At 69.6% G+C, this 26,706-nt stretch carries 21 protein-coding genes; 12 read left to right on the top strand and 9 right to left on the bottom strand.

Annotation, left to right across the window (positions count from 1 at the left end):
• Positions 1–68: 68 nt before the first annotated feature.
• On the bottom strand, positions 69–1,256 hold the full coding sequence (locus WMF44_RS18040) for a hypothetical protein (RefSeq protein ID WP_437300354.1): 1,188 nt from the start codon (positions 1,254–1,256) through the stop codon (positions 69–71).
• Between the two features lie 259 nt (positions 1,257–1,515).
• Between WMF44_RS18040 and WMF44_RS18035 the strand changes: the two genes are divergently transcribed.
• Positions 1,516–1,968 (top strand): hypothetical protein, encoded by a 453-nt coding sequence (locus WMF44_RS18035; protein WP_437300353.1) that lies wholly within the window; start codon positions 1,516–1,518, stop codon positions 1,966–1,968.
• A gap of 206 nt (positions 1,969–2,174) precedes the next feature.
• Here the strand turns inward: WMF44_RS18035 and WMF44_RS18030 are convergent, their stop codons facing one another.
• From WMF44_RS18030 to WMF44_RS18010, 5 genes are all read right to left on the bottom strand, one after another.
• Positions 2,175–3,116 (bottom strand): ABC transporter permease, encoded by a 942-nt coding sequence (locus WMF44_RS18030; RefSeq protein WP_437300352.1) that lies wholly within the window; start codon positions 3,114–3,116, stop codon positions 2,175–2,177.
• Positions 3,113–4,711, bottom strand: a complete 1,599-nt coding sequence (locus WMF44_RS18025; protein WP_437300351.1) for a sugar ABC transporter ATP-binding protein — start codon at positions 4,709–4,711, stop codon at positions 3,113–3,115. Before WMF44_RS18025 ends, WMF44_RS18030 begins: the two co-directional genes overlap by 4 nt.
• A gap of 7 nt (positions 4,712–4,718) precedes the next feature.
• Complete coding sequence (locus WMF44_RS18020; protein ID WP_437300350.1) at positions 4,719–5,741, bottom strand: ABC transporter substrate-binding protein; 1,023 nt, start codon at positions 5,739–5,741, stop codon at positions 4,719–4,721.
• 237 nt (positions 5,742–5,978) lie between these two features.
• Positions 5,979–6,530: an SRPBCC family protein gene (locus WMF44_RS18015; RefSeq protein WP_437300349.1), complete on the bottom strand. Its 552-nt coding sequence runs from the start codon at positions 6,528–6,530 to the stop codon at positions 5,979–5,981.
• Positions 6,531–6,581: 51 nt separating this feature from the next.
• Positions 6,582–9,353 carry a DUF2961 domain-containing protein gene (locus WMF44_RS18010; RefSeq protein WP_437300348.1) on the bottom strand — a complete coding sequence of 924 codons (2,772 nt, stop codon included), beginning with the start codon at positions 9,351–9,353 and terminating at the stop codon, positions 6,582–6,584.
• A 120-nt stretch (positions 9,354–9,473) separates the two neighbouring features.
• Here WMF44_RS18010 and WMF44_RS18005 point away from each other — a divergent pair, with 120 nt between their 5' ends.
• Positions 9,474–10,895, top strand: a complete 1,422-nt coding sequence (locus WMF44_RS18005; RefSeq protein WP_437300347.1) for an ADP-ribosylglycohydrolase family protein — start codon at positions 9,474–9,476, stop codon at positions 10,893–10,895.
• Between the two features lie 8 nt (positions 10,896–10,903).
• Here the strand turns inward: WMF44_RS18005 and WMF44_RS18000 are convergent, their stop codons facing one another.
• Positions 10,904–11,125 carry a hypothetical protein gene (locus WMF44_RS18000; protein WP_437300346.1) on the bottom strand — a complete coding sequence of 74 codons (222 nt, stop codon included), beginning with the start codon at positions 11,123–11,125 and terminating at the stop codon, positions 10,904–10,906.
• Between the two features lie 167 nt (positions 11,126–11,292).
• Here WMF44_RS18000 and WMF44_RS17995 point away from each other — a divergent pair, with 167 nt between their 5' ends.
• Positions 11,293–12,513 (top strand): vWA domain-containing protein, encoded by a 1,221-nt coding sequence (locus tag WMF44_RS17995; protein WP_437300345.1) that lies wholly within the window; start codon positions 11,293–11,295, stop codon positions 12,511–12,513.
• A gap of 102 nt (positions 12,514–12,615) precedes the next feature.
• Here the strand turns inward: WMF44_RS17995 and WMF44_RS17990 are convergent, their stop codons facing one another.
• Positions 12,616–13,443, bottom strand: coding sequence for an endo-1,4-beta-xylanase (locus tag WMF44_RS17990; protein WP_437300344.1), 828 nt, complete (start codon positions 13,441–13,443; stop codon positions 12,616–12,618).
• Here WMF44_RS17990 and WMF44_RS17985 point away from each other — a divergent pair.
• The gene (locus tag WMF44_RS17985; RefSeq protein WP_437300343.1) at positions 13,406–13,966 is read left to right on the top strand and encodes a hypothetical protein; all 561 of its coding nucleotides are present in this window, start codon (positions 13,406–13,408) and stop codon (positions 13,964–13,966) included. The two genes, WMF44_RS17990 and WMF44_RS17985, sit on opposite strands and share 38 nt — an antisense overlap.
• Before the next feature lie 195 nt (positions 13,967–14,161).
• On the opposite strand, the gene WMF44_RS17980 is transcribed toward WMF44_RS17985, so the two are convergent.
• The gene (locus WMF44_RS17980) at positions 14,162–15,151 is read right to left on the bottom strand and encodes a LacI family DNA-binding transcriptional regulator (RefSeq protein WP_437301576.1); all 990 of its coding nucleotides are present in this window, start codon (positions 15,149–15,151) and stop codon (positions 14,162–14,164) included.
• Between the two features lie 907 nt (positions 15,152–16,058).
• On the opposite strand from WMF44_RS17980, the gene WMF44_RS17975 reads away from it, so the two are divergent.
• The 8 genes from WMF44_RS17975 (at position 16,059) to WMF44_RS17940 (ending at position 26,685) form a co-directional block, all read left to right on the top strand.
• A complete protein-coding gene (locus WMF44_RS17975) occupies positions 16,059–17,750 on the top strand; it encodes a DUF1592 domain-containing protein (protein WP_437300342.1) in 1,692 nt (563 codons plus the stop codon).
• Positions 17,747–19,183 (top strand): DUF1552 domain-containing protein, encoded by a 1,437-nt coding sequence (locus tag WMF44_RS17970; protein WP_437300341.1) that lies wholly within the window; start codon positions 17,747–17,749, stop codon positions 19,181–19,183. Before WMF44_RS17975 ends, WMF44_RS17970 begins: the two co-directional genes overlap by 4 nt.
• Positions 19,184–19,425: 242 nt before the next feature.
• Complete coding sequence (locus WMF44_RS17965; protein WP_437300340.1) at positions 19,426–20,859, top strand: M64 family metallopeptidase; 1,434 nt, start codon at positions 19,426–19,428, stop codon at positions 20,857–20,859.
• Entirely contained in the window at positions 20,856–21,422 is a 567-nt protein-coding gene (locus WMF44_RS17960; protein ID WP_437300339.1) for a hypothetical protein, read from the top strand. Before WMF44_RS17965 ends, WMF44_RS17960 begins: the two co-directional genes overlap by 4 nt.
• A 287-nt stretch (positions 21,423–21,709) precedes the next feature.
• Positions 21,710–23,404, top strand: a complete 1,695-nt coding sequence (locus tag WMF44_RS17955) for a ribulokinase (RefSeq protein ID WP_437300338.1) — start codon at positions 21,710–21,712, stop codon at positions 23,402–23,404.
• 11 nt (positions 23,405–23,415) lie between these two features.
• Positions 23,416–24,921 carry an L-arabinose isomerase gene (gene araA, locus WMF44_RS17950; protein WP_012235941.1) on the top strand — a complete coding sequence of 502 codons (1,506 nt, stop codon included), beginning with the start codon at positions 23,416–23,418 and terminating at the stop codon, positions 24,919–24,921.
• A gap of 10 nt (positions 24,922–24,931) precedes the next feature.
• Entirely contained in the window at positions 24,932–25,630 is a 699-nt protein-coding gene (locus tag WMF44_RS17945) for an L-ribulose-5-phosphate 4-epimerase (protein ID WP_437300337.1), read from the top strand.
• 83 nt (positions 25,631–25,713) lie between these two features.
• Entirely contained in the window at positions 25,714–26,685 is a 972-nt protein-coding gene (locus tag WMF44_RS17940; protein ID WP_437300336.1) for an ABC transporter substrate-binding protein, read from the top strand.
• The last annotated feature ends 21 nt before the right edge of the window (positions 26,686–26,706 follow it).

Raw genomic sequence — 26,706 nt, 5'->3', positions numbered from 1 at the left:
CGACCGCGCAGGGGATCGTCGGGCGACCCCCTGTGAGCGGCGCCAGGGCCACGCGCGACCGGCCGCCCTCACTCGATGGTCGACGCCGTGACCATGATCGGCGTGTCGTCGTGGTTCGAGATCTGCGGATAGGTCGGGTACCACGACCCGCCGATGTTGTTGGTGATCACCGACCGGTCGATGACGATGTTTCCCGTGTGATCGTTGCTCACGAAGAAGATCGCGCTCCCGTGGGCGTTCACCTCGTTTCGCTCGATGCGGGTCCCGCAGAGCGTGAGCGTCATCGTGGTGCCGTCGTTGTAGATGGCCCCGCCGCTGCCGCCGCCCGGCGTCCCGGCCATCGGGGGGTTGCCGCCGTTGCCGAGCGCGCGGTTGTGGGAGAACAGGCTGTTGATGACCGTCCAGGAGACGCCGATGCTGCTGATCCCGCCGCCGTTCGCGCACTCGTTCCCGTAGCCTTCGGCGCCGCCGAAGGTGCTGTTCACCACGTGGAGCGGAAGGCCGTTGTACTGCATGAACGCCCGGATCCCGGCGCCGCCGATGTCGGGGCCCGTCGGATCACACGTGTTGTTGAAGAAGCGTGAGTTGACGACCTTCAGGCGCCCGCCTTGCGCGAAGATGGCTCCGCCGCCCTCGTCGTCATCGTTCGTCGAGTTGCCCCCGAGGAGGGTGAGGTTCTGGACCGTCAGGCGCGGGTGGTCCTGGTTGTCGCAGTTCGGCGTCGTCCAGACCTGCGCCTCGTCACAGGTGTTCATGTAGAGGATCCGCCGCTGCCCGCCGCCGCTCAGGGTCACGAGCCCGCCGCCGTCGATCACGATCTCGGGGCCAGTATCGTTGAAGATCTTCGCCGTCTCCTCGAGCGTGATGGTGATCGGCTCCGGGCCGCAGTCGAATGTGATGATGCCGCCGGCCGCGACGGCGCTGACGACGGCCTCCGATGTGCAGCTCTCCGGCGTCCCGTCGCCGATCACCGTCGTCGGTGACGACGTGTCGGCGGCCTGGGCCTCGGCGGGAACAGCGCAGCTCCCCTCCGGGTTGCCTGCCGCGGGGCCATCACCCTCATGCACCGGAGGCTCCGGCGTCGAGCCGCCCGAGCCCGCGCCCGCTCCCGAGAAGCTCACGCCGGCCCCCGAGGAGCTCGTCGCTCCGGCGCCGCCCGTGCCTGTCCCCCCGTCACCCCCATGCGGGTCGTCCCCGCAAGCCGCAACCCCGGTCGCCATCGACAAGCACAAGATCAGCCCCAGCGATCGCCGCATCACGCCCTCCTCGATCCGAAAGGTTTTGCTCAGCGGCGTGGACACATCTCGGGCCGCTCGCTCCTCGCGTGGCCAGTCGCCAGCATCATCGCAGCGTACCTCCGTCATGCGGCGGTCCGCTCATCGATCCCACGGCGACCGAAGAGCCCATGGCACACCCGCGACACGGATGTCCCCCGAGATCCGCCGCTGCGCCCTGTGAGGTTGGGTGCACACACCAGGCACACACGTTGCAATGAGAGCGCACCGGAGGGATGAGATGCACAACACAGCGTGGCTGATCGCGGCGCTCCTGGTGGTCGGCTGTGGCAGCGCGGACCTGCCCGAGGGCTGGGAGGATGCGGAGGCGATCGAGGGCCTCACCCAGAGCGAGTGCAAGGCGGGCGCGTACGACGACACGGTGCAGGAGGCGCTCGTGGCGACGCCCGAGCGCGGCGCTGTCCACCTCGAGTACCGCGCCGCGCAGTTCCGATGCGATCAGGAGGTGGAAGGGTTCGTCCGGATCGCCGGCAGCAGGGTGGATGTGCTCGTGCAACCCGTGGACATGGACCCCGGGTCCGTGGCCGGGTGCGACTGCCGCTATGACATCGACATGTCCATCAAGGGCATGAGCAAGGGGGCCTTTGCCGTCGAGCTGTACCGCCGCTGGGACAACATCAACGATCCGAACGATCCGAAGAAGATCGGCTCCACCGAGGTGCAGATCCCCTGAGGACGGCCGCAAACCGAGGCGGAAGCCGTTGCGCTCCGCCGCACGGCAAGCGATGTACAGCCCGAGCCCCCGCCCTTGATCCAGGCGCCGAGGCCGCCTGTGCGCGGCCCACGACGCCAGGCGAGCCCGACCTGGCCCGCTTGCTCCCTCGGATCTGCGAGCATCGGACACGCCTCGACACACCGGCCGCGCGCGTCGAATCACCGTCAGCCCGCGGCGGCGCGCGCCCCCCGCGCGCGCCGCACCCGGTCGACCGCGACGGCGATCACGATGATCGCGCCCGTCGCGATCTCCTGCACCCAGCTCGGCAACCCGAGGTGGACGCCGCCGGTCCGGATGACCGTGATGAGCAGCGCCCCGATCACGCTCCCCGCGACGCTCCCCTCGCCGCCCGAGAGCGGCGCGCCGCCGATGACCACCGCCGCGATGACCTCGAGCTCCAGGCCGATCGAGTCGGTCGGGTCGCCCACCGTCAGCGTCGAGAACTCCATCACCCCCGCGACGCCGGCGAGGAGGCTCGACAGCGTGTACACCGCGATCTTCACGCGCCCCGTGTCGATGCCGCACAGGCGCGCCGCGGCCTCGTTGCTGCCGACCGCGAACACGTGCCGCCCGAAGCGCGTGAACATGAGCACGGCGAAGACCAGGATCGCCAGCGCCGCCGCGATCCACAGCCCGGGCGCGGTGAGGTCGGACGACAGCAGCGCGTCGAGCCCGCGCGGATCCGCGTCGATCTTCTGCTCGGACGCGAGCCCCTTCGCCGCGCCGCGCAGCGCGCTCATCGTGCCCAGCGTCACGACGAAGGGCACCATCCGCGCCCGCCCCACGAGCGTCCCGACGAGGGCGCCCACGACGCCCGCCGCCGCCGCGGCGACGAGCGCCGCCGGGAGCGCCGGCACCCCCGCGCGCAGGAGCTTCGCGAGGACGACCGTCGTGAACGCGACGAGCGAGCCCGTGGAGAGGTCGATCCCGCCGGTCGCGATGACGAGCGTCATGCCGACGGCGCAGATGCCGACCACCACCGTCTGCCGCGCCATCGTGAGCAGGTTCTGGCTGCGCAGGAACGTGTCGGGCGTCAGCGCCGCGAAGAGCGCATAGACGAGCAGCAGCGCCACGAGCGGCCCTACCCACGGCGGACGCTTCTTCACGAGGATGCCTCCAGGAGGAGCGACGCCTCGGTCCACGACGACGCGGGCCGCGGCGGATCCAGGGTCCCCCGGCGGAGGACCGCGATGCGATCGCAGGTCGTGACGAGCTCGTCGAGCTGGCTCGACACGAGCACGATCGCCTTGCCGGCGCGCGCCAGATCGCGGAGCAGCGTCAGCACCTGCGCCTTGCTCGCCACGTCGATGCCGCGCGTCGGCTCGTCGACGAGGAGCACGTCGAAGTCCTCGCGGAGCAGCCGCGCGATCTGGACCTTCTGCTGGTTGCCGCCCGAGAGCTCGCCGACGCGCTGCTCCGGCCCCCCTGCGCGGATCGCGAGCTCCTCGATCCAGCGCGCCCCCTCCGAGAGGAGCGACCTCGGCATGGCGAAGCGCGGGGCGCGCGGCGAGAGCCAGACGTTCTCGGCGAGCGAGCGGCCGAGCATCAACCCTTCCCCGCCGCGATCCTCGCTCAGCAGGCCGATCCCGCGAGGGGCGCGCAGCGCGACCGTCCCGCCGCGCCTCGGATCGAGCCCCGCGAGGATGCGGAGGAGCTCCGTCCGCCCCGAGCCCACGAGGCCGGCGATGCCCAGGATCTCCCCCCGGCGCAGCGTCAGCGACGCGCGCTTCGGCCGCTTCACGCCGGAGACGCCCTCGGCCTCGAGCACCACCTCGCCCCCGTCCGGGCGCGCCGCCTCGGGTACGGCGCTTGCGCGCGTGTCGGCGCTTGCGCGCGTGTCGGCGCTTGCGCGCGTGTCGGCGCTTGCGCGCGTGTCGGCGCTTGCGCGCGTGTCGGCGCTCGCGCGCGTGTCGTCAAGCGCGCGGCCCAGCATCTCGCGAACGATCTGCGCCGGCTCGATCTCGCGCGGATCGCCCTCCCCCGCGACGCGGCCGTCGCGGAGCACCGTGTAGCGATCGGCGTGCGCGCGCACGTCCGAGAGGAAGTGGGTCACGAGCAGCACCGCGAGGCCGGCGTCTCGCAGGGCGCCGACGCGCTCGAACAGGCGCGCGGCGTCCGACTGGCCCAGGCTCGACGTCGGCTCGTCGAGGACGAGGAGCCGCGCCGCGAGCCGCCCGTCCTCGCGGAGGCCGCCCTGCGCGAGCGCCCGCGCGATCTCGACGAGCTGCTGATCGGCGACGCCGAGCTCCCCGGCCCGCGCGTCGAGCGGCACGCGGCCCGGATCGGCGGTCACGAGCGCGATCGCCGCACGCGCCACGGCGCGCGCGCGCGAGCGGTCCCGGATCTCTAGCCCTAGCCGCGCGCGCGCGAGCGGCTCGATCCCGAGCACCACGTTGTCGACGACCGTGAGGTGCGCGCAGAGCGTCCGCTCCTGCGGCACAAGGACGACGCCCGCGCGGCGCGCCTCCTCGGCCGACGCCGGCGCGTACCGCGCCCCTCCGAGCAGGACCGCGCCCGCGTCCGCGCGCTCCATGCCCAGCAGGACGCGCGCCAGCGTGCTCTTGCCCGCGCCGTTCTCGCCGAGGAGCGCGTGGATGCTCGCGGGCGCCACCCGCAGCGAGACGTCGCGCAGCACCGGATTCGGGCCGAACGCCTTCGCGAGGCCGGTCACCTCGAGGAGGGGCGCGCGCTCTCCGCCCACGGGCCGCTCACTCCCCGAGCCACCTGGCGAGGTCGGGTCTCACGATCTCCTGCACCGCCGGGTCGTCGAGGTCCTGCCTCGTGACGACGCGCGAGCCCGTGTCGATGCGCGCCTCGACCTTCTCTCCGTGGAGGTGCGCCACCATCGTCTTGACCGCGACGTACCCCATGTTGAACGGGTTCTGCACGACGAGCGCCTCGATGTCGCCGTCGCGCAGCGCGCCGAGGAGCTTCTCCGACGCGTCGAAGCCGACGAACTTCACCTTCCTCGCGACGTTCGTCTTGCGGAGCGCCTGAAGCATCCCGAACGTCGTCGACTCGTTCGGCGTGAAGACCCCGGCGATGGCCCCCTCCGCCGCCCTCTGCGCGAGCAGCAAGCTCTCGCTCTTGTGGAACGCCGACTCCGTGGTCGCGCCGCCATACTGGTTCTCGCTCGCGACCGTGACGCCGGGCATCGCGCGGACCGCGTCGAGGAACCCCTTCTCGCGGTGCTGCGTGCTCGCCGAGCCCTCCTGGTAACGGAGCACGACGACCTTGCCTTCCTCGCCGATCGCCTTGCCGAGGTGCTCACCGGCCAGCCTCCCGGCCGCCTCGTTGTCGGTCGCGACGAAGCTCACGTGATCGTCGCTGGCGAGATCGGAGTCGAACACGACCACCGGGATCTTCGCCTGCCTCGCCGCCCGCACCGGCGCCCTCAGCGCCGTGGCGTCGAGCGGCGCGAGCACGATGCCGGACACGCCCTGCGCGACGAAGCTCGAGACGACATCGACCTGCGCCTTGAGGTCGTCCTCCCGGAGCGGCCCTTTCCACACGACGTCGACGTCGAGCTCGCGCGAGGCCTTCACCGCGCCTGCGTGCACGCTCTTCCAGAACTCGTGTGTCGTCCCCTTCGGCACGACGGCGATGCGGAGGCGCGCGCCGCCGGTCGCGCCCGCGCCCGCATCCGTCGACGTCGTCGCCGATGACGACGTCTTGGAGCACGCGGCGAGGAGGGCAATCGCGAACGCGCACACGACGACATGGACGCTCATGGGCGCGAGAGGATAGTCGACGGATCGCGGCCACGCTCGCGCGGGCGAGCATGTCGCCTGCGGAGTTCCGTCCGACAAGCACCATGGGAGTCCTCGCCTGCACCCGGCGCAGGCAAGCTCATCCTGGCGCGACGCTCGCCTGCGGCTCGTCATTCATCCGGGATTCACCCGGGATTCACCCGGGTCGAACCGGCGAGCGCGCGCGCTGGTCGACCCGGGTCGGACGGCGCAGCTCGGTCAGCTCGGCGGCGCCGCCTTCGACTCGACGATCTGCTTCATCGCCCCGAGCCCCTTCTCGAAGTCGGCGCCGACCATCTTGTCCATATCCATGAACATCCCGAACGCCTTGCCCATGAAGCCGTTCTCCCCCTCCATCACCCACGTCACCTTCGTGCCGGAAGGCGCCGGAACGAGCGTGAACGTCGTCGTGTTCGTCGCCTCGATCGGCTTGATGAACTCGACCCGGACCGTGACGTTCGACGGCTGCTCTGCGCCCGTGATCGTCATCTTCCCCTCGCCCACGTCGTCGTTGCCCGACCACGCGTACGACGCGCCGGGGCCGGACGCGGGCCCGTCGTAGGTCCTCTTCAGGGCCGGATCGAGCCCCTCCCACGGCGACCACCGCGCCCAGGCGTGGAAGTCGACGATCTGGGCGTACACGGCCTCTGGAGGCGCCGCCACCGTCGCTGAACGCTCGATGCGGAACGTGGAAGGCCGCGTCATCACCACGATCACGAACAGGAGGACGACCGCCACGAGCCCGAGCCCAACGCGCTTGAGTACCTTCATGCGCGAATCCTACACCCGGCGCGCAGGGCTTGAAACCCCTCGCGGCGCGCCTCACAGGCCGAGGAGCTCCTGGAGGAACACGCCGCCCTTCCCGGCCCCTGCGTGCGTGAAGAACAGGCGCCCCGACGTGAAGTCGCCGCCCTCCGCGACCCACTCGGCCGCGTGAGCGCGCAGCCGGGCGACCGCGCGCGGCGGGAACGCGAACGGCGAGCGCGAGCGGTAGACGAACGTGGCGTCGTAGTCGACAGGATAGCTGGTGAGCGTCAGGTAAAACCACCCTTTCCGCTCGAACACGAACGGCGACTCGGTATGACCGCTGTTGCGCATCGCCGTCTCCGGCCCGAGCGTGAGCGCCATGGCCGGCGGGCTCCAGTGGAAGAGATCCAGCGACGTGCGGTAGGCGACGCCGCTCAGGGGCGACGCGATCGACGCGCAGCGCGTATAGTACACGACCCACAGATCGCCGAGCCGGGCGAGCATCGGATCGCGGGCGACGCAGATGTCCTCGAACAGCGTCCCTCCCTCGCGGCTCCAGGTAAAACCGTCGCGCGAACGCGCGATCCGGAAGCCGGATCGGTCGGGGTCGTGCGTGCCCACGTGAAAGATCATGACCAGGCTGCCGTCCCGGTCCCGGACCACGTGCGGGGCCCAGATCCAGCGCTCGTCGGAGAGGGCGTGAATCGAGGAGCGCTCCGGCGCCAGCGTGAGGCTCGGTGAGACGGACCCCATCCAGCTCACCGGCCCGGGGCCAGGCGCGGTGGCGAGGACGAACTCGCGCTCGTCGTCCGGTCGATAAGGCTCGCGGTGAAAGATCCCGGTGAGGATCCAGCGGCCATCGGCGAGCTGGATCATCGAGTGATCGTTCACATAGAACGGCCCCCCGGGGAGGTTCTCCGAGTCGAAGATCTCCACCGCGGGCCCCTGCGTGAGCTGAGGCGTGGGAGGTCCGGAGAAGAACCGCAGCGTGTAACCCCGCTCGCTCCACGGCGCCGGAGAGTGTGTCGCGTCGATCTCGAGGACCGGGCGCCTGCCTGCGCCGCACTGTTCGGGGAGGAGGTCGATCCACAGCGCGTCCTCGGCGAGCGACCGGACAGGGTTCGCCTGCATCTCGTGGAGCACGCCGACCTCCCGCCCGCCGAGCCTCACGCGCGCCGTCTGGGGGGCGTTCGCCGCGGAGTACGCGCGGAGCAGCAACAGGCCGCGCGCATCGGACGGGCACGCGACCTCGATCCGGGTGATCCCGCGGCCCTCGCTGGACCACGAGCGCCGCCGGAGCTCCAGCCGCTCGGCGTCGACGGCCGAATGCACGAGCCGCCGCCGCCCGGTCGCGCGGACCTTCTGCTCACCGATCACCTGATATTCCGAGAATGCGTAAGAGAGGCCCAGCGAGCGCACCCGCAGCGGCGTGTAGGCGCCGGTCGGCCCGGCCTCGATACCGAAGCGCAGACCGGAGCGGCTCACGATGGGATCGGCCACGTGCAGGCGGTACAGCGAATGGACGAACGTGGCGTTCTTCCATCCATCCTCGGGATCGACGACGAGGAAGCGGAGCTGCCCGCTGAACGGGTTATGGTGCGCGCCCAGGAAATAGAAGCCTCCATTGAAGTAGTCCTCGGTGCCGGTCCCTATCTGCAGCGGGTGCGACATCCCGTCGGTCCGGATCATCTCGTCGCCCTCGAGGTACGTCCGATCGTTCGGCCGGCCGCCGCTGATCTCCTCGAGAAGCGCGACGAGCTGGAGCGGCTCATCGCTCTCGAAGAGGGGCATCGTCGTCTCGCGTCCGGGGGCCATCTGATCGCGGTATTGCGCGATCAGCCGCACGCCTCGGCGGGCGGGCGCGAGGCCGACGGCCGCCTCGACACCCGCGATCTCCTGCCCGGGCGCGGCCTCGAGCGAGAGCACCTCGCCTTCGGCCAGCGGGATCGGCAGGCGCGTCGCGAGCCTGCCCGCCCCTGCGGCGTCGGGCGTCCAGGCGGCGTGCAGCGCGCTCCTGAAGGTGGTCCATCCGCCGTCGGCGTCGGTGCCCGAGCTGGCGAGGCCGAAGAAGAACGACGCTGGGATGGGCGGCTGTCCGCCGATCCTCACCGACAGGTCGTTCAAGCTCCTCGCCGGGATGTGAACGTCGACCCCGGATACGGTCGCGGGGCCGGTCGCCAGGACGAGCGGCGCGCTGGCGCTCAGGCTCTCCCGGCGCGGCGGGGCGGGCAGGGTGGCTGTCCAGTCCTCCGTCATGAACCGCGACAGCTCCTCGGGCGTCGGTCCCGACGCGGCCCCGGGGCCCTCGCGGTACGTGATCTGGTAATAGATGGGAACGCCCCGGAAGAGGACCTTGGCCTCGCTCGACCAGGCGAAGGGGACGTAGCTGGTATACGCGCCCGAGCTCGCGTCCACGTCGAGCACGAGAGGCGATCTCCAGGGGCCCCTACCCCCGAAGAAATCGCCGGGCGACCCGCGGAACGCTGTGTGTCCGTCGATCTCGATCCAGATCTCCTGGTCCGGCCTCTCGAGCTCCGCGCGGGGGGCGGTCATCCAGATCCGCGCGATTCTCCCCTCCCCGCGGGCGTGAAACAGGACCCGGTGCTCCCCCTCGATCGCGACCCCCGGGCGATATCCATCATCGTTGCCCCCTGCGGGGTCATGCGTGGTCACGCTCCGTGTCATCCACCCGGGATGAAAGGAGAGGAGATCCTCCAGCACCGGCGTGATGGACGCGGCGCCCGGCGCAATGGCGAGGGACGCGCCGAGGAGATGGCGGGCCGCGCTCGAGACAAGGTGGTCCAGGAGCGCGCGCGCGCCGCGCCCATCGAGACTTCCGGCGTTCATGATCGAAACCTAATGGCGCGAACGACGCCAGGGGAGCGGGCTCGGCGAGGCACCTCGCTTGCACCGCCGCGAAGCGAGGACATGCGCGACGCACCGATCGCGCACTCGAAGGGGTAATTCATGCGCACCCGCCGCGATCGACGCCCTGTCGAAGGCTCGCCCCGCGTCGGCCCTCGCGCGTGGGCGCGCGGCCTCCTGCTCGCGCTCCTCTCTCTCTCGCCGCTCGCGGGCGCCGGCGACGCGCCGCGCCGCGCGCTCGCCGCTCCCATGGAGCAACGGGACGCCCCGGGAATGTCCCCGAGGCCGCGGCTCCAGCTCGATCGCGCAGCCTACGCCGAGCGGCTCCGCGCGATGTGGATTGGCGCGTGCATCGCCAACTGGACAGGGCTTCGCACGGAGGGCGTCCGCATCGAGCGCCCCTTCTTCACCGACGCTGACTGGGGAAAGCCCCTGGGGCGCGGCGGGGCGCCGATCGACTTCGTCCTCCTCGACCCCTGCCCGGCCGACGATGACACCGACATCGAGTATGTCTACCTCCACCTCATGACCGAGGCGGGGACGCTCTTCCTCTCCCCCGAGCGGATCCGGGACGGGTGGCGCGCGCACATCAACGACTTCATCTGGGTCTCCAACCGGAGGGCGCGCGATCTCCTCGAGCGCGGCGTGCTGCCCCCCGCGACGAGCGATCCGGCCCTCAACCCGGACGCGCTCCAGATCGACGCCCAGCTCACCACGGAGATCTTCGGCGCCCTCGCGCCCGGCATGCCGGAGCTGGCGCGGCGGATCGCCGACCTCCCCATCCGGACCACCGCGCGCGATCACGCCGCGCACGCCGCAGAGTTCCATGTTCTCCTCTTCTCGCTCGCGGCGACCGTCGATCTGGAGAAGCCGCGGCGACAGGAGATCGTGCGCATCGTCCGTGAGGCCAGGAGCTACCTGCCGGCGGAGTCCAAGGCCGCCGACGTCATCGACTTCGTGCTGTCCGCCTATCTATCGACCGGGGATCGCGACGCCTGGGAGCGCGCCCGCGATGCCATTGCGGATCGCTACCAGGAGCGGGCCTCGGCGCATGGCTTCGTCTATCGGGGGTTCACGGAATCCGCGATCAACCTGGCGACAGCGACGCTGGCCCTCCTGTTCGGTGAGGGGAGCTTCCGGCGCACCGTACAGATCGGCACCCTGTCCGGCTGGGACTCCGACAACGGCACGGCGACCATGGGCTCGCTCGTCGCGCTCATCGGCGGGATGGAGGAGCTGCGCCGCGCCTTCCCCGGCGCGCGCCTGTCCGACCGTTATCGTATCCACCGCACGCGCCCCACCCTGCCGGACCGGCTTCCGCAGGATCGCGAGGCCGAGGACACCTTCACGGACGTGGCGAGGAGGATGGCCGCGCTTGTCGACCTCGCCGTGCGGGAGGGAGGCGGCCAGGTCGAGCCGACCCGATGGGTCGTCCCGCCTCGCCCCCGCGACGGCACAGGACCCAGCGCGCGCACCACCCCCGGGTCGGAGCCGCGGCCCCGCGCTCCTCGCCCGGCGAGATGAGCTGGTGCTCAAGGCGCCTCGGGCCACCCCGTCGTCGTGAAGCTGCTGTTCACGGTCATGCTGTGGACGTTGCGAATCGTGCCGTCAATCAGCCGGAAGACGACGCCCGGATGTGAGATTTCACTCCGACGACCATGCCGGTTGCGTGAACGGCGGCGCATTGCGCGATGACGACCGCGACTCGACGCCGCGTCTTTTCGGACCGTATCCCGCGCAAAGATCAGCGTCATCGACTATACTCGTCATCGATCCCGGGGCTCCGGCGAGGCATGCACTGGAAAATTCCGCCTCTGGAGACCTCTCGTTGCTATCTAACTTCGTGCCCGCGGACCGCGCTGGCACGCGTTCCAGTAGGAGTCGGCTCATGAGATTGCCCAGGATAGCCATTGCATTGCCAATGGTGGCTTTGATCGGCGCGGCGTGCGGCGGGGCCAACGATGGCAGCGAGGACAGCGCTGGCTCGCAGAGCAGCTCCGGCTCCGGCTCCGGCTCCGGCGCCGGCGCCGGCTCGGGCACCAGCAGCAGCACCAGCACCGGCTACGACGACACCTTCGGCAACGGAAGCGGCACGGGATCGAGCGGGAGCTCCGGTACGACCGGCAGCGGCAGCGGCAGCTCGACGGGCGCGGGGGACGCGTGCGCCACCCAGTCGTCCCAGGCCGGGTTTCAACAGGTGTACCTCGTGTTCGCGTTCGACGTATCGGCCAGCATGACAGCGAGCGACGTCGAGTGGCGCAGGAAGGATCTCAAGTGGGATCCCGTCGTGGCCGCGACGAAGCAGTTCTTCGCGGATCCCGCGTCCACCGGGTTCCAGGCGTCGCTCACGTTCTTCCCGGGCTCGGCTCAGACGACTCAGGCGTGCCAGGCCGCCGACTACTCGACCCCGGATGTCACGATGACGCCGCTGCCCTCCCCGGCGTTCGGCGAGGCGATCGACGTCATCGAGCCGGTGGTGAGCACCATGGACACGTGGCGCACCAGCACGCCGACGGCATTCGCGGTTGAAGGCCTCGCCGCTTACATCGAAGCGCAGCGCCAGCAGCACCCCGGGAAATATGCGATCGTGCTCGTGACCGACGGCTATCCGGAGGGGTGCCGGCAAGGCGGCAACGCGCTCCAGGACGTCGTGAGTAACGTCGAGGCCGCGCTCTCCAGCAACATCTCGACCTTCGTGATCGGGGTCGACAGTCCGCCGGGGCCGGGCGCGCCGCCCAGCCTCACCAACCTGCACGAGATCGCCGCTGCGGGCGGCACGGGAGAAGCGTCGATGCTGAACACCGGCGACCCCGCGCAGACGGCGGCCGCGTTCAAGACCGCGATCGAGAAGATCCGCGGCGCCGCTGTCTCATGCACGATCCCCATCCCGCCGCCGCCCGACGGGAGGAGCTTCGACAAGCAAAAGGTCAACGTGACCTACACGAGCGCCACGAGCAACATGCCGACGACGCTCTCGTATGATCAGGCCTGCTCGGTCGCAGGCACGTGGCGCTACGACGAGCCTGCGAACCCGACGGCGATCATCCTCTGCGACGATACGTGCGCCGTGGTCCAGGCCGACGTCGAGGTCTCCCTGGGCGTCGACTTCACCTGCGAGGACGTGATCCAAGTGCCCCTGTGATCGCAGACCTGGAGAGAGCGCGCCGGCCTCCGTACGAGATGCGGGCGCGCCCGAGCTCCTTCGATCGAGGGAGCTCGTCCAGATCAGCGCGCCGGCGCCGCGTCAACCACCGCGGTCCAGGAAGTCCATCAGCCACTGCATCGCCGGCCGCATGGTGCCGTTCTCCTGCTGGAGGCCGGTGCCGTTCCTCCAGGTCTTGCCGACGATGTAGCCCCACAGGGTGATCCCCGGGATCTTGGGGTGATTCCAGAACATGGTGAACTGCTCCTCCATGATCTGCTTCTGCCTGTTGTCGTTCGCTTCGCCGATGTCGTACTCGGTGATGTACACGGGCTTGCCCAGCTCGGCGAGCGAGTCGATGTACCCCTTGACCGTGTTGGTGTTGATCTTGAAGGCGTCGTGCGCCTGCGCGCCGAGGGCGTCGACAGGGGCGCCCGCCTCGATCACCTTCTTCGCGATGTCCTTGAAGTGCCTGTGCTCGTTCTCGTACTCGATGTTGTTGTAGTCGTTGAGGATCAGAATTGCGTTCGGGCAGAACTCGCGAGCCCACTTGAAGGAGTTGACGATCCAGTCCCAGCCGCTCGCGCCGTTGCCGCCGAGGCCGGCCGTGTACGAGGGCGTGGTGTGGGGCGGCGGCTCGTTGACGACGTCGATGTACTTCGTGTCCGGGTAGCGCTTGCAGAACTCCTCCATCCAGCTCCGAACGGCCTTCTTCTGCTCATCCGGCGAGAGGCTCCCGACCCAGGAGGGTTGCTGGCTGCCCCACACGAAGACGTGGTGCTTGAAGATGATCTTGTTGTCCTGCGCGTACTTGTAGGTCCTGTCGAGCGAGCTCCAGTTCTTGTTCCCGCGGGAGCTCTCGACGGAGCCCCACTTGCCCTCGTTCTCGGGCGTGATCTGGTTCCAGTACTTCGCGAAGCCGTCGCGCACCGCGCCGCTCGTCGTGATGTTGCCGACGAACTTCTCCTCGGGCTCGGTTCCGCCGGTTCCGGTCGACGCGCTCGTCGACGCGCTGGTCGACGCGTCCCCGCCGCCGACCCCCGTGGTCGCGCCGCCGGAGCTGGAGGTGGTCGTCCCGGGATCGCCCGAGCTGCTGCTGGTGGCAGGGCCGACGCCGGTCGTCGTGTTGGCGCTGGAGCTGCTGTTCGCGCTGTTGCTGGAGCTCGTGCTGGCGCTGGTGCTCCCCGCCCCGCCCGAGCCGCCCACGCCGTCGTCAACCCCGTCGCCCCCGTCCCCGCATCCAATGAGGGTCGCCATTCCGAGCGCGAGCCAGGCCGTGCTGCACAGCAATCGAGAAGAACGCTTCTTGTTCATGTTGGACTTCCGCAAGCCGGACGAATTGTCGTGGGTGAAGCTGGGAGCGAGAACGCCGAGGGGCGGCGGCACGAACGGACTCAGCGATACGCACCCCGTGCAACTCGCGACGGATGATTCCCGCCGCACCTGGAAGTGATCACGACACGCGCGCGAAGCTCCCTACATTTCAAGTTCCTGGCTGATAGGAAACGTGCATTGACAGCACGTGCTGCAATCATGAAGCAACTTTGCACTTCGAGCGGTAGCCCAGCTCGGTACCGCTGGCTTGCCCGCTCAAGGCCCGGTCCGTGGAGACATCACGGATGTCGGTTACGGTAGAGCGCGCACGGTCTCACCGGCGCCGGGGGACGGCCGTGCTCTTGCGCACGACGAGCTCGGTCTCGACAACGACCCGCGACCACGAGCGCTGGCCGCTCTCGATCTGCCCGAGCAGGACGTGGAGACAGCGGCGCCCGAGCTCGGAGAAGTCCTGGCGCACCGTGGTGAGCGGCGGCGTGAAGTAGGCCGCCTCCGGGATGTCGTCGAAGCCGACGACGCTGATGTCGCGCGGCGTCTCGCGCCCGTTCTCGTGGAGGAAGCGGAGGAGGCCGAGCGCCATCTGGTCGTTGGCCACGAACACGGCGGTGACGCCCGGCGTGCGCGTCAGCTGCGGGGCGAGCTCGTAGCCGGAGCGCGCGCTCCAGTCCCCCCGCAGGAGCGGCGGGATCTCCGCGCCGGCCGCCTGCAGCGCCGAGCGCCAGCCGTCGATGCGCTGGTCGGCCTCGAGCCAGTCGGTCGGGCCGGCGATGTGCCACACGGTCTTGTGGCCCAGATCGAGCAGGTGGCGGGTCGCGGAAACGGCGCCCCCGAGCTGGTCGACCGCGACCACCGGCACCGAGTCGTCCGGACCGCCCTCGACCGCGACCACCGGCACATCGGAGGTGACGTGGCGCAGCGCGTCCACCGCCGACCGCTGCGGGGCGATCACGACGATGCCGTCGGCCCCCTGGTCGCGTAGCCGCTGCACGGCCTCCAGCACCGGCGCGCGGCTGAACGACTTCAAGCTGGCGATGCTCACGCCGTACCCCGCGTCGTGCGCCGCCTCCTCGAGCCCCAGGAGCGTCGACGCCGGACCGTAGAGCGTCGTGTCGAAGCTGACCACGCCGAGCGTCCGCGACCGCCCGGTGACGAGCGCCTGCGCCACCGAGCTGGGCCGGTAGTCGAGCTGGCGGATCGCATCCAGCACCCGCTCCCTCGTGTCGCGGCGCACGTGGGGGCTGTCGTGCAGGACCCGCGAGACCGTCTGATACGAGACGCCAGCGAGCTTGGCCACGTCGACCATGACCGCGGCCCGCCGCCCGACGCCCTTCTTGACGCGGCGCACCGGAAGAGATTTCTCAGCCATCGGCGCGGGAGGATAGTCGCGGGCCGGTCGATTGGAACGGAGTTCTTCAATGTGAGCGTTCACAAACTGGTCGGGGTTCTTCATTTCACTCGGCTTTCGCGTCACTGGGCGGGTGCGCGCTGGGGATCGTCGCCATCGGGATCGAGCGCGGCACCGACGCTGATCGTTCGTCGTCGCAGATGCCATTCCCGGTGGAGCCGCGATCGATCCCGCAGATTTCACGCCGGCTGTCATATCTGGCCTATGCGAACGGCATGCCGACGGCCAACGGCGGGCATGGCCACGTCGACCAGGTCCGCAGCCCGACCTCTCCTCCCCTTGAGGGCGGCGCTTCGGAGGAGCGCGGCTGGCCCTCCTACTCAACCGGTTCAGAAATCGTTGGGCGCCGGTCGATTCCCGTTGACATGGCGAATGTGAACGCTCACAATCGGGGGGACATCCTTAGGGCATTGCGCCGGCAGGGTCATCGGCGTACGCATTTGGGCGTTCGTCATCGATGGCAGCGCGATGAGAGACGGCGGGCCTGGGCTGCTGCGCGGTGCGCTCGCCTCCCGCGCCACTGCCCGTTGGGGTCGGCCGCGCGGCAGCGGCGGTTCGTGGAGGTGTTACGCGGCGCGGCGCCGGCTCATCTACCGCGGCCTCAGACGTCAGGAAGGCACCTTTTCACACAGCAGGGCGGACTCACAGGAGGGATCGTGTGAAACTATCTTCGTTATTGGCCGCCGCCTTGAGGCGAGCGCGCCGCAAAGCGCCGAGGTGGCTCGACGGCCGAGATCGCGCAGCGGGAGCCATGAAATCTTCCACTCACAACACCGGTCCGAACGCAGCATGGGATCGATGGGAGGTGGAAACATTCACTCACAGCGGGGTGACCTCCCGGCTGCTGGGAGCGGCCGCATGCGCGTCGCTCCTCGTTGCAGGGTGCGTGGGTGATATCGGCGGCAACCCGGGCTCCTCCTCCTCCTCCTCCGGCGCCGGTGCGAACCCGACGGGCGGCGGCACGAGCTCCTCGGGCGGCGGAGACGCCGTGTGCAACCCGCGGCTCGAACGGCGGGTCGTGCTGCTCGCCGACCTGCAGTTCATGAACGCCATCCGGGATCTCCTGGGGGACGAGGCCATCGAGGCGGAGCAGGCGCCGGACGCGCGGACGAAGCCGTTTGCCAAGAAGGGCCTTGTCGTGGGGACCTCCCTTGTGCATACGCGGCTCGCGAGGGCTGCCTACGCGGCCGAGAGCATCTCTGGGCGCTTCGAGCAGGTGACGGGGTGCGCCCCCGACGGAGACGACGCCTGCGCCAAGACGTTCCTGACGAAGTTCGCGCAGCGGGCGTTCCGCCGGCCCGTGGACCAGACGGAGCTTGACAACCTGTGGTCCGTCTATGCGCTCGGGAAAGAGACGAGCTACGAGCGCGGCGTCTCGCTCGCGCTCGAGGCGCTCATCGCGTCCCCCTCGTTCTCCTACCGCACCGAGCTCGGTGGCGAGGCGGACGGTGACGTGGTGAAGCTCGCCGCGCACGAGGTCGCGAGCGAGATCTCGTTCTTCTTGACGGACAGCCTACCGGACGCGGAGCTCGCCGCCGCCGCCGACTCCGGCGCCCTGAACGATCCGGAGGAGCTGACGCGCCAGGCCGAGCGGCTGCTCCAGAAGCCCGAGACGCGCAGCACCCTGAACACCACGCTGATCGCGGCGTGGGGGCTCAGCAACCTGTTCGGCACGGTGAAGGATCCAGGGCTCTTCCCGGAGTACACCCCCGCGCTCCAGGCGAGCATGTTCCACGAGACCGAGCTGCTCCTGGACGACCTGCTGTGGAGCCGCGGAGCCGACGTGTCGGCCCTGCTCACCACGAGGGAGACGTTCGTGAACCGCGTGCTCGCGGAGGTCTACGGCGTGGAGCACACGGGCGCGAGCCCGGAGGAGTTCACGAAGGTCGAGCTGCCGGCCGAGGAGCGCGCCGGGATCCTCACGCAGCCCGGCCTGCTGTCGGCGCTGTCCCGGACCGACAACACGAGCGTCGTGGCGCGAGGGCTCTTCGTGCGCGGCGCGATGCTCTGCCTCGGGAAGATCCCGTCGCCCCCGGAGGCGCTCTCGGACGCGATCAAGGAGCTGCTCGAGGCCGACATGACCGAGCGCGAGCGCGCCGACGCGCGCGCTGCGAACGGCACCTGCGCCGGGTGCCACGCCCAGTTCGACGCGTTCGGCCTGCTGCTCGAGAACTACGATCCGGTCGGCCGGTACCGCGACACCCTCGATGGGGAGCCCATCGACGCGCGCGTCAATCTGGGCAACATCGCCGAGGTCGCGGGGAGCTACGCGAGCGCCGTCGAGTTCGCCGAGGCCGTCGCGCAGAACGACGGGTTCGCCGCGTGCATCACGCGGCACCTGCTGACCTACGGCACGGACGACGAGGAGCTCTCGACCCGCGATTGTCAGGTCGAGCGCGTGATCGAGGCGCTGCCAGAGGGCCAGCGGACGCTGTCCAACGTCGTGAAAGCCATCGTGACGTCGCCCGCGCTGACCGAGCGCGCCAGGGAGGAATGACCGTGGGCTACAACCTTTCTTACGGATGGTCTCGCCGCCGCTTCCTGCAAGGCATCGGCGCCGCCGCGGGTCTCATGACCGTGCTCAAGGGCCTCGAGTCGGCCGCCGAGGGCGCGGCGCCCCCGAGGCGCCTGCTGATCGTGCAGCGCCCCGTGGGCACCGTGTACGAGAACTACTGGCCGCAAGGGAACGGGACCAACTTCACGCTCTCCCGCATCCTGACCCCGTTCGAGGCCATGAAGTCTCGGATGGTCGTGATGCGCGACCTGAAGCTGCCGCACGAGGGGTCCGTCGGCGGCGGCCACGAGCGCGGGACGGTGCTGATGTGCACGGGGACGCGGACCAAGCAGCTGTATCCGGGCAACGGCGGCGACGATCCGATGGCCGAGGCGCCGAGCATCGACCAGCTGCTCGTGAAGCAGTCGGCCGAGCTCCAGGGCACGCCCATCGCGTCGCTCCAGGTCTCCTGCGACAACCGCGCCGACACGCCCGAGGTGTCGACCCGCCACATGTCCTATTCGGGCGCGCGCGCGCCGATGAAGCCCTACTACCAGCCGCTCGAGGTGTACAGGCGCGTGTTCGGCACGCTCATGCCGGGCGGCCCGACGGACGAGAACCTGGACGCCCTGAATCGGGCGCGCCTCCAAAAGAAGAGCGTGCTCGACTTTGCGCTGAAGGACCTCCAGCGCCTTCAGAGCCTCGCGCCGAGCTCGCAGCGAGAGGCGCTGGAGGGGCACGCCGCCGCCATCCGCGAGGTGGAGAAGGAGTTCGACGCCGACCCGAGGGATCCCGCGTCCTGCGGTGTGCCGCAGGAGCCCGAGACGATCGAGGTGAGCGGGCACATCGATCCCTACGGCAGCTCGCACGTCGTGAGCGAGCGCGACGACGTGAAGCACGCGCGCATCGGCGCCCTGCACTTCGCCGTGATCAAGGCCGCGTTCCGCTGCGACCTGACGCGCGTGGTCACGTTCCAGTGGGCCCCTGGCACGAACCACGTGAGCTTCGGCGAGCTGTGGCCGCCCAACTCCGCCATCTTCAAGGTGCACCACACCACGAGCCACGATCCCGATACGCCCGACACCCTCGAGTTCCTCACGCGGGTGGAAGAGTTCTACGCCGGTCACGTCGCCGGCTTCCTGAAGGAGCTCGCGGAGACGAAGGACGTGGCCGGCGGGACGCTGCTCGACACCACGCTGGTCCCGTACATCACGGAGGTCGGCACGCGGCATCACAACTGGGACAAGATGGCGTGGGTGCTGTTCGGCGGCGAGGGCACCACGCTGCGCGGCGGGCAGGTGTGGACCAACGGCAACCGCGGCGGCCGCTCCACCAACGACCTGTGGATGGCGATCGCGGGCTCCTTCGGGGTCCCGGATCTCGTGATGGGGGACCGCGACCTGCACACCACAGCGATCGAGGGGCTGTTCGGCTGACCGTGATCCGGCCGTAGCCGTCAACCAAGCCTCCCGCCGAGTCCTCCCGCATCCGAACGTCCACGTAAACGTTTACATAAACGTTTGCGTGGACGTTTACGTTGGTAAACGATGGTGGGTGAAGGGGGTAGGTTTCGTGCCCTGCGTGGCCGAACGAGCTTGGCTGACGCCTATGGATCCTCGGGGATGGGATACGGTGGAGCTCGGCGTGGACGCCGCCTGCGAAAGGTCGTGAGGTGAACATGATGAAGTCGAGGTTCCACCTGCACCTCTTGAGCCTCGTGGCGCTCTGCGCCTGCGGCGAGGCGCCGGACAGCCCCGCGGCGACGGCCGACGGCGGCGGCACGCCGGAGGGCAGCACCTCCGCGTCTGGCGGCGCTGCCAGCAGCGGAGCAACAGGCAGCGGAGCTCCGGGCTCCGGCGGCTCCGGCGGCGCGGGAGGCGCGGTCCAGAGCGGCTCGACCGGCACGGGCGCCGGGGGGAGCTTCGTGCCCGGCGGCACCGGAGGAGGCGACTCCGCCTACGTCCTCGATTGCGGCGCGAACGGCGTGGCCATCGAGAGCGCGGGCCCACCTGAAAACCGCATCAACTACGTCATCGTGGGCGACGGCTACGACGCCACGACCGTGAACACCACGTACCTCGATCACATCGAGGAGGCGATGGCCAAGCGCTTCAGCAGCCCGATCGGCGAGCCGTACGGCAGGTATCGCAAGTTCGTCAACATCTGCGCCGTCAAGCTGGTCAGCCGCTCGAACGGCATCCCTGGAGCGCTCGGCTGCACGGGCGACGACGAGAGCCGCCTCGCAGAGTGCGACACCCGCGCGGCGGATCAGGCGCTCAAGGCGAACCTCCCCGAGGACTTCGAGGTCGACTGGCACGCCATCGTGTTGAACAACGATCGCTGGTGGAACACGGGCTCGGCCTGGATGCTCTGGTCCGGCGGGCACGGGGACGCCGCCGGAGCGGCGCTGCACGAAGGCGGCCACGGCTTCCATCAGCTCGCCGACGAGTATTGCGCCAAGGCGACGGGCTCCGCCTGCGGCGCGAACACGTGCAGCGGCAGCGGCACGGAGTACGTCGAGGTGAACACAACGGGCAACTGCACGACGACCGCGGGCAAATGGGACAAGTGGCTGGCGTACGACGCCACCGACGCCACGGGCGTCCAGGGCACGTTCGTCGGCAGCCGCTACGTGGATAGCGGACAGTACCGCCCGTCCTCGAACTCGATGATGAACAGCCTGTTCGGAGACAACAAGAACACGAGCTTCAACCCGGTCTCGCGCGAGAAGATGATCATGGACATCTGGATGCGCATCAAGCCGATCGACTCGGCCGATCCACCCGCGGGCGCCGTCACGGATCCGGCGACGCTCGCGGTCAAGGTGATCGATCCCGACGTCATCAGCGTGGACTGGACGCTCGACGGCGAGGTGATCGCGACGGACGGCGGCCCCGTCTACAACGTCGCCGCGGCGGGCCTCGCCTCGGGCACCCACACCATCGTCGCCAAGGCCTACGACAACGCCGGCGAAGAGCTGGTGCGCTACCGCAGCGGCGAGTGCCTCGACCCTCCTCCCTCGACCAACCCCCGGTACATCGATCCCTGCTGGGGTCGCGACAACTGGCCCCGCTCGCAAGAGACGGTGACGTGGACGGTGACGATTCCATGAGGTCGGCGCGCAGGCGCTGGTCCGTCGCCGCGCTGCTGCTCCTCGGCGCGGCGCTTTACCTCGTGCATCGCTCTCGAGAGCCCGACGCGCGACCGCTGCCTTCCTCTCGGCAGGAGACGTCGCGAGAGGAGGCGCCGCGCGAGACAGCGTCGCGCCGCGGGTCGAGCGAGCCACCGGCCTCGGCCGGCAGCACTGTGCTCGCCGCGGCGATCGACGACCTGCCCGTCATCGGGCCGAGCCCCGACGACCGCCACGACGGCCCCGCCCACCCCCACCCCATCACGCAGCGCCACGTCGAGATCCAGCATGAGAACGGCCTGATCGGGCTGCTCAACGACGCGATGAGCGCGCGGAACGGCGCGCGCATGCGGGAGCTCGTGCACGAATATCGTCGCACGCATCCCGGCGACCCGAACCATCTCCAGGACGGCTACGAGATCATCGCAAACTGCCTCGACGCGCCGGGCGAGGCGTCGAGAGCGGCGGCCGAGGGCTACTATGCGGAGCATCGCGCATCGACCGTGAGGCGCTTCGTGCGCAGGATCTGCCTCGAAGGCGGCTGAGCCGCGTCCCCACAGGCGCTCGCCAAGCTCGTTCGGTCACGCTCAGGGCACGAAGCCCCCCTCCACCACCATCGGTCACAAACGTGAACGCTCACGTGGTCGCGTGAGCCGGCGGACCATCGCCCCCTCCCGGCCGGACCGCACGAGAGTAGAGTTGCAGCCTGGCTCATCCTTCGGGACGCGAGAACCGTCGCGATCCGGCAGATTGTGATTGACAGTCACAATGTGAACGTTCACATTGAACTCGGGTCACATCCTTACTGGCTTAGTCCGGCCAACGGGTCGTCATGCGCAAGGGAACATTCGTCATCGGGATCGATTTCGGCACCGACTCCGTTCGGGCGGTCGTCGCGGACGCGCGGAGCGGCGAGCTCGCGGGGGCCTCGGTCGCGCCCTACCCGCGCTGGGCGCAGGGCCTCTATTGCGACGCCCGCGCACACCGGTTCCGACAGCACCCGCTCGACTACCTGCATGCCATGGAGGCGTCCATCCGCGCGGCCCTGGACCAGGCGGGCAGCGACGTCGCCGCACACGTGCGCGGGATCGCGGTCGACACGACCGGATCCACGCCGGTCCTGGCGGACGCGAAGGGCAGGCCTCTCTCGCTCAGCCCACGCTTCGAGGAGGACCCGGACGCGATGTTCATCCTCTGGAAGGACCACACCGCGGTGGCCGAGGCGGCGCGGATCAACAGCGTCGCTCGGACCTGGGGGGGCGTGGACTACACGAAGTACGAGGGCGGGGTGTACTCGTCCGAGTGGTTCTGGGCCAAGGTGCTCCACGTCCTCGAGACCAATCCGGCGGTCGCGCGCGCGGCGGTCACCGTCCTGGAGCACTGCGACTGGATCCCCGCCGTCCTGACCGGCACCGAAGACCTCCGGCAGATCAAGCGGAGCCGCTGCGCCGCCGGGCACAAGGCGATGTGGCACCCGGAGTTCGACGGTTATCCCTCGAACGAGTTCCTTGCGAGGCTCCATCCGCGCCTGCCCGCGCTCAAGGCCACCCTCGGCTCGCAGACCTGGACCGCCGACGTGCCCTTCGGGACGATCTCGCCCGGGTGGGCCGCGGCGCTCGGCGTCCCGGACGACGTCGTCGTCGCGGTCGGCGCCTTCGACGCGCACATGGGCGCGGTCGGCGGCAACATCCAGCCGAACCGCCTGCTCAAGGTCATGGGCACGAGCACGTGCGACATGCTCGTCGTCCCGAAGACCGGCGCGCCGGAGGTCCTCGTCGCCGGGATCTGCGGCCAGGTCGACGGCTCGATCCTCCCGGGCGCGATCGGCTACGAGGCGGGGCAGTCCGCCTTCGGCGACGTCTTTGCCTGGTTCAAGCAGCTCCTGAGCTGGCCGCTGCTCGCCATCCTCCCTGCCCTGCCCGGCGACGGCCACTCGCTCCGGACGACGGTCGCCGACGTGACGCTCGCCGATGCGGCGATCGAGCGGATCATCCCCGAGCTGGAGCGGGCGGCCGCGGAGATCCCGCCGGCGCGGAGCTCCGTGCTGGCGCTCGACTGGCTGAACGGGCGCAGGACCCCGGACGCGGACCAGCGGCTCCGGGGCGCCATCGTCGGCCTCGATCTGGGCACGGACGCGCCGCGGATCTACCGCGCGCTCGTGGAGGGGATCGCCTTCGGATCGCGCGCCATCGTCGAGCGCTTCCGAACCGAGGGGCTCCGCATCGACGGCATCATCGGCGTCGGCGGCGTCGCGCGCAAGAGCCCCCTCACGATGCAGGTCCTCTCGGACGTGCTCGACATGACGGTCGAGGTCCGCGCCGGTGAGCAGCCGGTCGCGCTGGGCGCGGCGATGTTCGCCGCGACCGCCGCCGGCCTTCACGCCACGGTCGAGGACGCGCAGCGCGCGATGTCGCCTGGGACCGAGGCCCGGTATCTGCCGGATCCCACGCGCGCCAGGCTCTATGACGCGCTGTACCGGGATTATGTCGCGCTGGGATCGTTTGTGGAGAGGGAGTTGACGCAATGAGCGGGATCGCCATGCAGGATCTTCGAGAAGGCTTCGAGGTTTGGTTCTTGACCGGCAGTCAGGACCTCTACGGTGAGGAGGCGCTGAAGCAGGTCGCCGAACACGCGCGCGAGATCGCCGCGTCCCTCGACGCCTCGGGCAAGCTCCCCGTCAGGGTCGTCTGGAAGCCGACGCTCAAGAGCTCCGAGGCGATCCTCGCCGTCTGTCGCGAGGCCAACGCGTCGCCGCGGTGTGCCGGCGTGATCACGTGGATGCACACGTTCTCGCCCGCGAAGATGTGGATCGCGGGGCTCAAGCGCCTGGAGAAGCCGATCGCGCACCTGCACACGCAGTACGGCCGCGAGCTGCCCTGGGACAGCATCGATATGGACTTCATGAACCTGAACCAGTCGGCCCACGGGGACCGCGAGTTCGGGTACATCGGCGCTCGCCTGCGCATCGACCGGAGGGTCATCGTCGGCCACTGGACGGACGGCGACGTCCTCGCCAAGCTCGACGTCTGGGCGCGCGCCGCCTGCGCCATCCTCGACGGGCGGCGGCTCAAGATCGCGCGCTTCGGCGGCATGAACATGAGAGAGGTGGCCGTCACCGGCGGCGACCGCGTCGAGGCGCAGGTCAAGTTCGGCTGGTCGGTGAACGGCTACGGCGTGGGCGATCTCGTGGGGCGCATCGCCGACGTCGACGAGCGCGAGGTCGATCGCCTGGTGGCCGAGTACGACGAGGCGTACACCATCGCTCCCGCCCTGAGGAGGGGCGGCGATCGCCACGGCGATCTGCGGTACGCGGCGAGGCAGGAGGCGGCGATGCGCTCCTTCCTGAAGGAGGGCGGCTTCGGCGGCTTCACCACGACCTTCGAGGATCTGCATGGGCTCAAGCAGCTCCCCGGCCTCGCGGTGCAGCGGCTCATGGAGGACGGCTACGGCTTCGGGGCGGAGGGCGACTGGAAGTCCTGCGGCCTGGTGCGCGCCCTGAAGGTCATGGCGACGGGCCTGCGCGGGGGCGTGTCCTTCATGGAGGACTACACGTATCACCTGGTCCCGGGGCGAGAGCGCGTGCTCGGCGCCCACATGCTGGAGATCTGTCCGTCGATCGCCGCCGGGAGGCCGTCGCTCGAGATCCACCCGCTCTCGATCGGCGGCAAGGGGGACCCGTGCCGGCTCGTCTTCGACGCCGGGGTCGGGCCCGCTGTGAACGTTGCCATGATCGACATGGGCGGCCGCATGCGGATCGTCGCCAACGAGCTCGAGTCGGTGGCGCCCGACAGGGCGATGCCGAAGCTGCCCGTGGCGCGCGCGGTGTGGGTCCCGAAGCCCGATTTCAGGCTCGCCTGCGAGGCGTGGATCCTGGCCGGGGGCGCCCATCACTGCGCCCACAGCCGCGCCGTGACCATGGCGCACGTGGAGGACTTCGCCTCCATCGCCGGCGTGGAGCTGGTCCGCATCGGCGAAGGGACCGACATCCGCTCGCTCAAGAACGAGCTCCGCTGGAACGATCTCGCCTACCGGCTGGCGCACTGAGGGCCACGACGTGAGCGCGACCTATCGAGAGCTGCGCGAGCGCGCCTTCACGGCGAACATGGAGATCCCGCGCCGAGGGCTCGCGATCTACACGTTCGGCAACGTCTCGGCGTTCGATCGCGACCGAGGCGTCCTGGCGATCAAGCCGAGCGGCGTCCCTTACGATCGGCTGTCGGCCGACGACATGGTCGTGGTCGATCTGGAGGGGAAGGTGGTGGAGGGACGCCTCCGCCCCTCCTCGGACACCAAGACGCATATCGTTCTCTACGCGAGCTTCCGCGGGTTGGGTGGCGTGGTGCACACGCACTCGACCTACGCGACCGGCTGGGCGCAGACAGGCACGCCGATCCCGATCTACGGTACGACGCACGCGGATCACCTGGCCGAGGACGTGCCCTGCACCGAGGTGATGCGGCCGGACGCCGTGGAAGGCGACTACGAGACGGAGACGGGGAAGCAGATCATCGAGTGCTTCAGGGATCGTAACCCGCTTCACACACCCATGGTGCTGGTGGCGGGACACGGCCCGTTCGCGTGGGGAGAGGACGCCGAGAAGGCCGTGTACAATGCGGCGGTGCTCGAGGAGATCGCGAGGATGGCGTTCATCACCCGCACGATCCACCCGGGCGCCGCGCGCCTGCCGGACGCGCTCGTGCGCAAGCACTTCGACCGGAAGCACGGCAAGAGGGCGTATTACGGGCAGAAGTGACGCCGGACGTCGGGGGACGACGGCGAGGATGAGTCAGGTGCCTCATGGAACGAGGCGATGGACGAGAGGAGACGAGCTGCGCCATGAAGAGGAGAAACTTTGTCACCACAGGGATGGTGGCGCTGGCAGGGCTGGCGATGATCCTGGTCGGGCCGGGCTGTCAAAAGGAAAATAAACAGATCACGCTCGGGTTCTCCCAGATCGGCGCGGAGAGCGAGTGGCGGACCGCGAACACCAAGTCGATCGAGGAGTCCGCCAAGGCGGCCGGGATCGACCTCAAGCTCTCCGACGCGCAGCAGAAGCAGGAGAACCAGATCAAGGCCATCCGGTCGTTCATCGCACAGAAGGTCGACGTCATCGCGTTCTCGCCCGTGGTCGAGACCGGCTGGGAGCCCGTCCTGCGCGAGGCCAAGGAGGCCAAGATCCCCGTCATCCTGACCGATCGCGCGGTGGACACGAAGGACGACAGCCTCTGGGTCAGCTTCATGGGGTCGGACTTCGTCGAGGAGGGCCGCCGCGCCGCGAAGTGGCTGGTCGAGAAGACGAAGGACCAGAAGGACCCGGTCAACATCGTCGAGCTGCAGGGCACCGTCGGCTCGGCCCCCGCGATCGATCGCAAGAAGGGGTTCGAGGAGATCATCAAGGACAAGCCCCAGTTCAAGATCATCCGATCGCAGACGGGCGACTTCACGCGCGCCAAGGGCAAGGAGGTCATGGAGGCGTTCCTCAAGGCGGAGGGCAAGAACATCAACGTCCTCTACGCCCACAACGACGACATGGCGATCGGCGCGATCCAGGCCATCGAGGAGGCGGGGCTCAAACCCGGCAAGGACATCCTCATCATCTCGATCGACGCGGTGAAGGGCGCGTTCGAGGCGATGATGGCGGGCAAGCTCAACGTGACGGTCGAGTGCAGCCCCCTCCTCGGGCCGCAGCTGATGAGCGCCGTGAAGGACCTGATGGCGGGCAAGCAGCTGCCGAAGCGCATCGTCACCGAGGAGGGCGTCTTCCCGATGGAGACGGCCGCCCAGGAGTTCCCGAAGCGCAAGTACTGAGCGCGCGTGACGGCGGCGCCG

This window comes from Sorangium sp. So ce426, assembly GCF_051475585.1.
Lineage (GTDB): Bacteria > Myxococcota_A > Polyangia > Polyangiales > Polyangiaceae > Sorangium > Sorangium cellulosum_B.
This window is presented reverse-complemented; position numbering and strand designations above follow the sequence as displayed.